Origin of the sequence: Blautia faecis, assembly GCF_020554845.1 — a bacterium.
Taxonomy (GTDB): domain Bacteria; phylum Bacillota; class Clostridia; order Lachnospirales; family Lachnospiraceae; genus Blautia_A; species Blautia_A faecis.
Genome location: NZ_JAJCIA010000065.1, coordinates 1 through 8,092, shown reverse-complemented (window position 1 = coordinate 8,092; position 8,092 = coordinate 1). Strand labels below are relative to the sequence as shown.

Annotated in this window: 8 protein-coding genes and 2 tRNA genes; 6 read left to right on the top strand and 4 right to left on the bottom strand. The window is 42.0% G+C overall.

Going from position 1 to position 8,092, the window contains the following annotated elements:
* The first annotated feature begins 240 nt into the window (after window positions 1–240).
* Window positions 241–1,653, top strand: a complete 1,413-nt coding sequence (locus LIZ66_RS18050; protein ID WP_226815898.1) for an MATE family efflux transporter — start codon at window positions 241–243, stop codon at window positions 1,651–1,653.
* 183 nt (window positions 1,654–1,836) lie between these two features.
* On the opposite strand, the gene LIZ66_RS18045 is transcribed toward LIZ66_RS18050, so the two are convergent.
* Both LIZ66_RS18045 and LIZ66_RS18040 read right to left on the bottom strand, forming a co-directional pair.
* Window positions 1,837–2,799 (bottom strand): substrate-binding domain-containing protein, encoded by a 963-nt coding sequence (locus tag LIZ66_RS18045; RefSeq protein WP_118579243.1) that lies wholly within the window; start codon window positions 2,797–2,799, stop codon window positions 1,837–1,839.
* Window positions 2,792–3,004, bottom strand: a complete 213-nt coding sequence (locus LIZ66_RS18040; RefSeq protein WP_118579240.1) for a TOBE domain-containing protein — start codon at window positions 3,002–3,004, stop codon at window positions 2,792–2,794. The genes LIZ66_RS18045 and LIZ66_RS18040 overlap by 8 nt, the downstream gene beginning before the upstream one ends.
* Window positions 3,005–3,402: 398 nt before the next feature.
* Here LIZ66_RS18040 and modA point away from each other — a divergent pair, with 398 nt between their 5' ends.
* Genes modA through LIZ66_RS18025 form a run of 3 tightly spaced genes read left to right on the top strand, consistent with a single transcriptional unit; the run spans window position 3,403 to window position 6,049 of the window.
* Window positions 3,403–4,290, top strand: coding sequence for a molybdate ABC transporter substrate-binding protein (modA, locus tag LIZ66_RS18035; RefSeq protein WP_227201166.1), 888 nt, complete (start codon window positions 3,403–3,405; stop codon window positions 4,288–4,290).
* Window positions 4,291–4,301: 11 nt separating this feature from the next.
* Window positions 4,302–4,997 carry a molybdate ABC transporter permease subunit gene (modB, locus tag LIZ66_RS18030; protein WP_118579234.1) on the top strand — a complete coding sequence of 232 codons (696 nt, stop codon included), beginning with the start codon at window positions 4,302–4,304 and terminating at the stop codon, window positions 4,995–4,997.
* Window positions 4,997–6,049 (top strand): sulfate/molybdate ABC transporter ATP-binding protein, encoded by a 1,053-nt coding sequence (locus LIZ66_RS18025; protein WP_148463778.1) that lies wholly within the window; start codon window positions 4,997–4,999, stop codon window positions 6,047–6,049. Before modB ends, LIZ66_RS18025 begins: the two co-directional genes overlap by 1 nt.
* 219 nt (window positions 6,050–6,268) lie before the next feature.
* Here the strand turns inward: LIZ66_RS18025 and LIZ66_RS18020 are convergent.
* A tRNA-Trp gene (locus LIZ66_RS18020) sits at window positions 6,269–6,339 on the bottom strand.
* Window positions 6,340–6,426: 87 nt separating this feature from the next.
* Window positions 6,427–6,514: transfer RNA gene (locus LIZ66_RS18015), tRNA-Ser, on the bottom strand.
* A gap of 112 nt (window positions 6,515–6,626) precedes the next feature.
* Between LIZ66_RS18015 and epsC the strand changes: the two genes are divergently transcribed.
* Together epsC and LIZ66_RS19660 are read left to right on the top strand one after the other, a co-directional pair.
* Window positions 6,627–7,553, top strand: a complete 927-nt coding sequence (gene epsC / locus LIZ66_RS18010; RefSeq protein ID WP_148462797.1) for a serine O-acetyltransferase EpsC — start codon at window positions 6,627–6,629, stop codon at window positions 7,551–7,553.
* Window positions 7,554–7,704: 151 nt separating this feature from the next.
* A complete protein-coding gene (locus LIZ66_RS19660) occupies window positions 7,705–7,875 on the top strand; it encodes a DUF6783 domain-containing protein (RefSeq protein WP_306797121.1) in 171 nt (56 codons plus the stop codon).
* The last annotated feature ends 217 nt before the right edge of the window (window positions 7,876–8,092 follow it).

Sequence of the window (8,092 nt, the reverse complement as noted above, 5' to 3'; positions counted from 1 at the left end):
GAGGTAAAATGATTCCATTAGGATGTAACATGTATGTAGTTTTGAAGGTACAGAACGGAAACGGTAGCCGGTTGGTTATCGTTTTTTTTGTGTGTATGTTTCTATTGCAAAATTTTCTCATTTGTTTACATTTACCTATTGCATTATTTGAAAATATGTAGTAACTTAGTATCTACCACGCTGTAATCACAGAACAAATATTCTGTTTTACAGTTTGGAAATGAAGGGGGAAATCGATAAATGGAAAACACAGTAACTAAGCCTGGATTCCGGAAGAAATTTCTGGGAGATAAGGCCTTTTACAAAATGGTACTTGCAATTGCAATACCCATTATGATACAGAATGGTATCACTAATTTTGTCAGTCTTCTGGACAATATTATGATCGGAAGGATTGGCACAGAGCAGATGTCAGGGGCAGCCATTGTAAATCAGCTCCTTTTTGTATACAATCTTTGTCTGTTTGGAGGCGTGTCCGGTGCTGGAATTTTTACAGCTCAGTATGCGGGTCAGAAGGATCATGAAGGGGTACGCCAGACATTTCGCTACAAATTATGGCTGGTAATTGCGCTCACAATTATAACAATATTGATTTTAATGTGCTCAGGAGAAAACCTGATCGGCATGTATCTGAAAGGCGAAGGAAGTGCAGCAGCACTGGAGGCTACGAGCAGATATGGAATGCAGTATCTGTGGATCATGTTTATTGGATTGCCGCCATTTATGATCAGTCAGGCATACTCCAGTACCCTTCGCGAATGCGGAGAGACTGTTCAGCCTATGAAGGCGGGAGTTACTGCAGTACTTGTGAATCTTGTATTCAACTATCTTCTTATTTATGGTAAATTTGGCTTTCCAGAGCTGGGAGTACAAGGAGCCGCTATTGCGACTGTTCTTTCCCGCTATGTGGAGGCTGCAATTATAATTATCTGGTCACACACTCACACAGAAAAAATGCCTTTTGCCAAAGGTCTTTACAGTACTCTGAAGGTACCAGCTAATTTAACAAAGAAGATTTTGATCAAAGGAACTCCGCTGCTGCTTAATGAGACTCTCTGGGCAGCCGGAATGGCAATTCTTACCCAGTGCTATTCTATTCGGGGATTAAACGTAGTAGCTGCACAGAATATTGCAAATACCATTAATAATGTTTTTAATGTTGTATTCATCGCTTTGGGAGACTCTGTTGCCATTGTAGTGGGACAGCTGTTAGGCGCGGGAAATATGAAGAAGGCCAGAGATACAGATAATAAGATGATTGCATTTTCTGTTATGTGCTGCACTGGAGTGGCATTAGTCATGCTGATTGTCGCACCATTTTTCCCAAAGCTGTATAACACCAATCTGGATGCGCAGGAACTGGCGAAATACTTTATTATGATCATGGCAATTTTTATGCCGCAGAACGCATTCCTGCATGCTTCATATTTTACCTTGCGTTCCGGTGGAAAAACGATCATTACATTTTTATTTGACAGTGTATTTGTGTGGTGTGTTAGTGTACCAATTGCGTATTGCCTCAGTCGCTTCACAGGTTTACACGTGTTGGCTGTTTTTGCCATGGTACAGGTGGGAGATATTTTGAAGTGTATTGTGGGGTTTGTGCTGGTTAAGAAAGGTGTATGGATGCAGAATATTGTTTCCGGAAAATAGGCGTGGAATGCCTGATAATTATTTTTCAAATAGAGTTTTTTGTTAACCGAATGACTTATCAGGAGCGTGTTTGAAAAAGGCTTTTTCAAATGCGTTCTAAGAAAAAATGCTTTTAATTTATTCAAACAGCAGTTCAGAAGCTGCGTAAATAAATTAAAAGCATTTTTATTATCCATGGGTATTTTAAAGAGAAAGCAGTTCCCCTGTCCGTGTCACATTATATCCGGTCTGTCCCTGAAGAATCGTTCGGAAATCTTCAGACCGTACAATTTCAAGAAGAGCAGAGAATCCAGGCTGGGAAAGGGCTTCCGTTTCCATGACCAGATACATAGGAAGTGTCTGAAGCGGAATAAAATCCAGAAGTCCGGACTGGTGTGCTGCGTATTCTTCTCCAAGAGCTGAATCTGCCTTGTGCGTAGCAATAGCTGCGGCAGTGGAAATATCAGATACCAGTTCAGTATGGTAACCAGATATGCTGGCTGGCGAAATTTTTTCTGAGAAAAGAAACTGGTCCAGGTAAATCCGTGGTGTACTTCCTTTTTCCCGATTGGCAATCTTTATGTCTTTACGGGCGAAATCCATCAGACCTGAAAGCTTCAAAGGGTTTCCAGAAGGAACATAAAGCCCTATGGAATACTCATAAAGGCATAAAAGAGAAAGCTGTACACCTGGGACAAGGCTGCGGATATGTTCCAGATCCAGACTTGCACATGCTATGTGAGCCTTTTTGAAATAAAGAGAATACAGGCTGTTGTAGCTGTTCATAAAGGATTGAAGGACTGGGATCCCCTGAGGGTGAATGGACATCTGGCTGATCAGAAGTTCGAGAGCCGGGGAAAACTGTCCGCAAAGGATCAGTCCGCTGGAGTGGAGAAGATAATCCCTCTTCAAAAGGGAACTTTCTGGAGGAAGTTCCGGAATCTGCAGATTTCCGTTAGGGGTACTGGAAGAAACGGCTTTCTGATCTGGCATGTTATTGCCGGAACCGGAACGCTCCAGGTATTGTTTCAGCTGCTGCTCGCTGATGCGAAGCTGTTTTCCTACTTTAGAAGAATATAATTCTCCACGTTTGATCAATTCATAAACCGTGGTCTTCTTAATTTGGAGCTTGTCTGCAATTTCCTGAGCAGTATAAAGTTTATTCATCAATTCCCACCATAACGTTGGTTGCCTTAATGACTGCGTAAGCGTCAGAGCCAACTTCAAGTCCAAGTTCTTCTACAGCTGCACAGGAAATAGTAGCTGTGATAATGTTGCCGCCTCCGATATCAATTGTGACGATGGAGTTAACGGCTCCCTTATTGATATTGATAACTTTTCCCTTTAACTGGTTGCGTGCACTTAATTTCATAGTTAAATCCTCTTTTCATTATTTACTACAAAACTCCTGAAAGACAGCTGTGTATTCATTATGTCTATATGCTGAATGGATGGATATCAGACAGATCGGAACATATGAGCAAGTAGGAGATTAGACAGGAGTATGAACGTGTTCCATAGCTGAGAAGCAGCTGCCTTTTGTATTTATTATTGGTAGTATTTAAATATCATAGCATGTTGGAAAGAAAATAACAAGGAGTGTTTCGTTGGAGAAAAAATGAAAAGTAAAAAAAATTTGTGTGAACTAATAAAAATTGTACAAACAATGCAGGTTCAAATTGACATAGCAAATGAAATTAAGTATAATGAATGAAACTGAATAAAACATAACAAAACACAACAAAATACAACAAGAATGGAAGGCGTGAAATGAAAAAAAGAGTTTTTGCAGCACTTATGGCTGGTGTTATGGGAACTATGATGTTTGGAACTACTTTCGTATCTGCTGAAGCAGAGACACCGGAACTGAAAGGTGAGGTTTACGCATTTATTGCAGCCAGCCTGAATAACGCCATGGAAGAGATTCAGAAGAATTTTAATGAAACTTATCAGGATGTTGAGATTCTTTACAATGCAGACAGTTCAGGAACTTTGCAGACTCAGATTGAGGAAGGCGCCCGCTGCGACATTTTCTTCTCAGCAGCTAGGAAGCAGATGGATGCACTGGTTGACGAGGGGATTGCTGACAAGGATTCTGTAGTGAATCTTCTTGAGAATAAAGTTGTTCTCATTAAACCAAAGGGGGGAGAGACCAAGGTAACCGGATTTGAGAACATTCCAGATGCTGCAAACCTTGCCCTTGCCGGAGAGGATGTTCCGGTTGGACAGTATTCACGCGAGATTTTTGATAATCTTGGAATTACAGATGAAGTAAACAAGATGGAGATCAACGAGGGTAAGAATGTTACAGATGTACTTGCATCTGTAAGTGAGGGCAGTAATGAGGTTGGTATCGTATATGCTACGGATGCGGCTTCTGTGGCAGATTCTGTTGAGGTTATTGCAGAGGCACCGGAGGGAAGCCTTAAAACACCTGTACTTTACCCTGCCGGAATGGTAGAAGATAAAGAAGCAAGTGATGATGATAAAGCAGCAGCAGAAGCATTTCTTGAGTACCTTCAGTCTGATGAAGCTCTTGAAGTATTTGAGAAATATGGATTTGCAGCTTATGTAAATGGCGAGAAAACGGATGACATGGCAGCCGCTGAAGAGACCGCAGAGCCGACAGAGGAAGCATCTGAAGACACTGCAGAATAAAGGATAATAATATGGTAGAATTTCTCAGTGAAATAAACTGGAGTCCTTTGTGGATTTCTTTGAAAACCGGTGTGGCAGCAACTATATTTGCTTTTTTTCTGGGTGTATTCTGTGCAAGGAAGATCATGAAACTGAAACCGGGAGCAAGGGCAGTGCTGGATGGGATTCTGACAATGCCTCTTGTTCTGCCTCCTACAGTAGCTGGATTCTGCCTGCTTTTGCTTTTTAGCCTGAAAAGGCCTTTTGGAAGTTTTCTGCTGGACAATTTTGATATTAAAGTAGTTCAGACATGGACCGGATGTGTGATCGCAGCTTCTGTGATCGCGTTTCCACTGATGTATCGAAATGCCAGGGCGGCCTTTGAGCAGGTGGATGTGAATCTGATCTATGCAGGAAGAACTCTGGGAATGAGTGAAAGCCGGATATTCTGGAAGGTAATTATACCTGCAGCAGGACCTGGAATTGCTTCCGGTACTGTACTGGCTTTTGCCCGTGCCATTGGAGAATATGGAGCAACCTCCATGCTTGCCGGCAATATCCTTGGAAAGACAAGGACGGTTTCTGTTGCAATTGCATCGGAGACTGCAGCTGGAAATTATGATATGGCAGGTTTCTGGGTCGTAGTGATCATATTGATCTCATTTCTGGTGGTTGCAGCAATTAATATTGCTTCCGGCAGAGGAATGCAGACCAGAAGGTGGATATAATGGCGATTGAACTTGATATTCAGAAAAATTTTAAAGGCTTTTCCCTGGATGTAAGACTGAAGGGGCAGGATGGACCTATAGGGATCCTGGGCGCTTCCGGAAGCGGAAAGAGTATGACTCTTCGCAGTATTGCCGGAATTGAAACTCCGGATTCCGGAAGAATCATTATTAACGGGAAGACTGTTTTTGATTCTGAGGCAAAAATTAATTTAAAGCCTCAGGAGAGAAGAGTTGGATACCTGTTTCAGAATTATGCCCTTTTCCCAACTATGACTGTGGAAAAGAATATTGCCTGCGGGTATCGAGGGGAAAAAAGCGAGCTTTCACAGAAGGTTGCAGATTACATAAAAAGATATCATTTGGAGGGACTGGAAAAGCATTTGCCGTCGCAGCTTTCTGGCGGTCAGCAGCAGCGGGTGGCTCTCGCGCGTATGATGATCGGAGAGCCGGAGGTGATTCTTCTGGATGAACCTTTTTCTGCGCTGGATGGGTATCTGAAGGATATTTTGCAGCGTGATATGCAGAATTTTTTGAAAGATTACAAAGGCGATATGATCATGGTAACTCACAGTAGGGATGAGGCATATAAATTCTGCAGTCAGCTGACCCTGTTGAATAATGGAAAAGATATTCTTACTGGTGAGACCAGGGATATTTTCGAAAATCCTCAGTATCTGGAGGCTGCAAGGCTGACTGGATGTAAGAATTTTTCTGCAGTGCAGAAGATGGGCAGCCATGAGGTTTATGCATTGGATTGGGAGCTTATGCTTCGTTCAGAACAGGAAGTGACAGAGGATATTACCCATGTTGGAATCCGGGGACATTGGATGAGACCGGCAACTAAGGCTGGTGAGAATACCATGGAAGTGCAGGTTGAGGAGTATATTGAAAATACTTTTGAGCATCAGTATCTGTTTCGTAATAAAGGGGCTGCAGAAAGCGGCACTTTGTGGTGGATGTGCCAGAAAAAGAATTTCCAGGAAACTGCAAAGGACAATATCCCAAAGTATCTGTATTTTCCACCAGAGCATGTGATGTTGTTGAAGAAATAAAACAAGGTGGTTCTGAATGAATAATAAAGGAATATGAGACAGCATGGAATGGTTTGCTGTTTCATATTCCTTATTTTGTATTGCGAAGTCTGCAGAAGACGGATAGTAGAAGAATGTCTTTATTTCAGATATGTTTTAGAACTTTTTTTAAACAAGCTCTGATGCTGCGATAAAAAAACGCCGGAAACCTTGAATTACAAGATTTCTGACGCTTAAGAGCAGGGGATGAGAGAATCGAACTCCCACCAAAGGTTTTGGAGACCCCTATCATACCATTTGACCAATCCCCTATGTTTTGTTTCTGTTGCAATTATACATACAAAAGGAACAGTTGTCAAGGCAAAATTAATAAAATTTGCACGAAAACAATTATGAAACGGAGATGGAGGGATTTGAACCCTCGCACCGGTTACCCGGCCTACCGCATTTCGAGTGCGGACCCTTCAGCCACTTGGGTACATCTCCATGACATTCTCCATTATATCGGGGGATTGGATAAAGGTCAATCTTTTTTTTATTGACGTAAAAAGAATAGTGTAATAATATGAAAGGAAAGCAAAATACGAGGAGACCAGTTATGAGTGACAAAAAGACATCCATAGAGAATGCAGTAGAGCGTCTGACTGCCAATTACCGTAAGGAAGAGCTGTTTCTGACAAAGAGCGGAAGACATCTTCCAGTCCGTGCAGCGATTATTAATATTGTGAAAGAAATGAGATCAGTTATTTTTCCGGGATATTTCGATATTGATTCGGGAGCAGCTGTTTTTCCGGAACATTATACCGGATATCTGCTCAATGACCTGTTTGACCGTATGCAGGCACAGATCGAGACGGCTTTTCTGTATATTGGCGAGGATATGCCCAGTGCATGTGGCAAGGCAGCACAGGTAACCTCCAGATTTTTTGAGCAGCTTCCGGAAGTGCAGGAGATGTTGTTGAAAGATGTGCAGGCTGGCTTTGATGGTGACCCGGCTGCGAAGAGTAAAGAGGAGATTATTTTCTCCTATCCGGGATTTCTGGCAATTTATGTGTATCGTCTGGCACACATCCTGTATCTGGAGGAGGTTCCGTTTATCCCAAGGATTATGACAGAGTATGCTCATGACCACACAGGAATAGATATTAACCCAGGTGCTACGATTGGGGAATATTTCTTTATTGACCATGGAACTGGCGTAGTAATCGGTGAAACGACTACTATTGGGAATAATGTGAAGCTGTATCAGGGAGTTACCCTTGGCGCGCTTTCTACAAGAAAAGGACAGCAGCTTTCTGGTGTGAAGCGTCATCCTACTATTGAAGATAATGTAACCATTTATTCCAATTCTTCTGTACTTGGTGGAGAAACTGTGATTGGGGAGAATACGATCATCGGCGGAAACACATTTATCACAGAATCGATTCCTGCAAACTCCAAGGTAAGTGCGAAGAGTCCGGAGCTGGTGATCAAGAAGCCGCGTACACATGTGGAAGCCTCCAATGTATGGGACTGGGAAAATTAACGGAATAAAAAGAAAATGGCAGTCAACAGAACAGGCACGGTGGTATTTTAGAAAATATCATTTCTGGAAAAACAGAAAGTCGTAGTGTGAATCTGGTAACATGCATCGCTTTGAATATGGTGAACCGTGTAACTGTTGACTGCTCCAGAGCATGTTTGAAAAATCATTCCCCAATCTGCACGCCCCACTTTGCGGTATATTTCGCCCGAATTCAGTTGTCGTAGCCCGCTACGGCGCTTTCATCCGGGCAAAATCTCCCACAAATTGTGACGTACATCTTGCAGAAAGCTTTTTTGAAGCACGCTCTGGAAAACTCTCATGAAAAATATTTCTATCATAATTTTTTTAGTGTGAATGCGTTAACAGACAAGAAATATTGCTTGAATCTTAGGAACAAAAGAAAAAATTAAAAAATTTCAAAAAAGTTGTTGACAAATATTCCAACATCAGATATACTAATCTTCGTTGTGACGGACAAGCACAAATGTGCGGGTGTAGTTCAATGGTAGAACACCAGCCTTCCAAGCTGGATACGTGGG

Excerpts from the sequence above, each read along its gene's own strand:
- LIZ66_RS18050 (WP_226815898.1), top strand. The coding sequence starts at position 241 with ATGGAAAACACAGTAACTAAGCCTGGATTCCGGAAGAAATTTCTGGGA.
- LIZ66_RS18045 (WP_118579243.1), bottom strand. The coding sequence starts at position 2,799 with ATGAATAAACTTTATACTGCTCAGGAAATTGCAGACAAGCTCCAAATT.
- LIZ66_RS18040 (WP_118579240.1), bottom strand. The coding sequence starts at position 3,004 with ATGAAATTAAGTGCACGCAACCAGTTAAAGGGAAAAGTTATCAATATC.
- modA (WP_227201166.1), top strand. The coding sequence starts at position 3,403 with ATGAAAAAAAGAGTTTTTGCAGCACTTATGGCTGGTGTTATGGGAACT.
- modB (WP_118579234.1), top strand. The coding sequence starts at position 4,302 with ATGGTAGAATTTCTCAGTGAAATAAACTGGAGTCCTTTGTGGATTTCT.
- LIZ66_RS18025 (WP_148463778.1), top strand. The coding sequence starts at position 4,997 with ATGGCGATTGAACTTGATATTCAGAAAAATTTTAAAGGCTTTTCCCTG.
- epsC (WP_148462797.1), top strand. The coding sequence starts at position 6,627 with ATGAGTGACAAAAAGACATCCATAGAGAATGCAGTAGAGCGTCTGACT.
- LIZ66_RS19660 (WP_306797121.1), top strand. The coding sequence starts at position 7,705 with ATGTTTGAAAAATCATTCCCCAATCTGCACGCCCCACTTTGCGGTATA.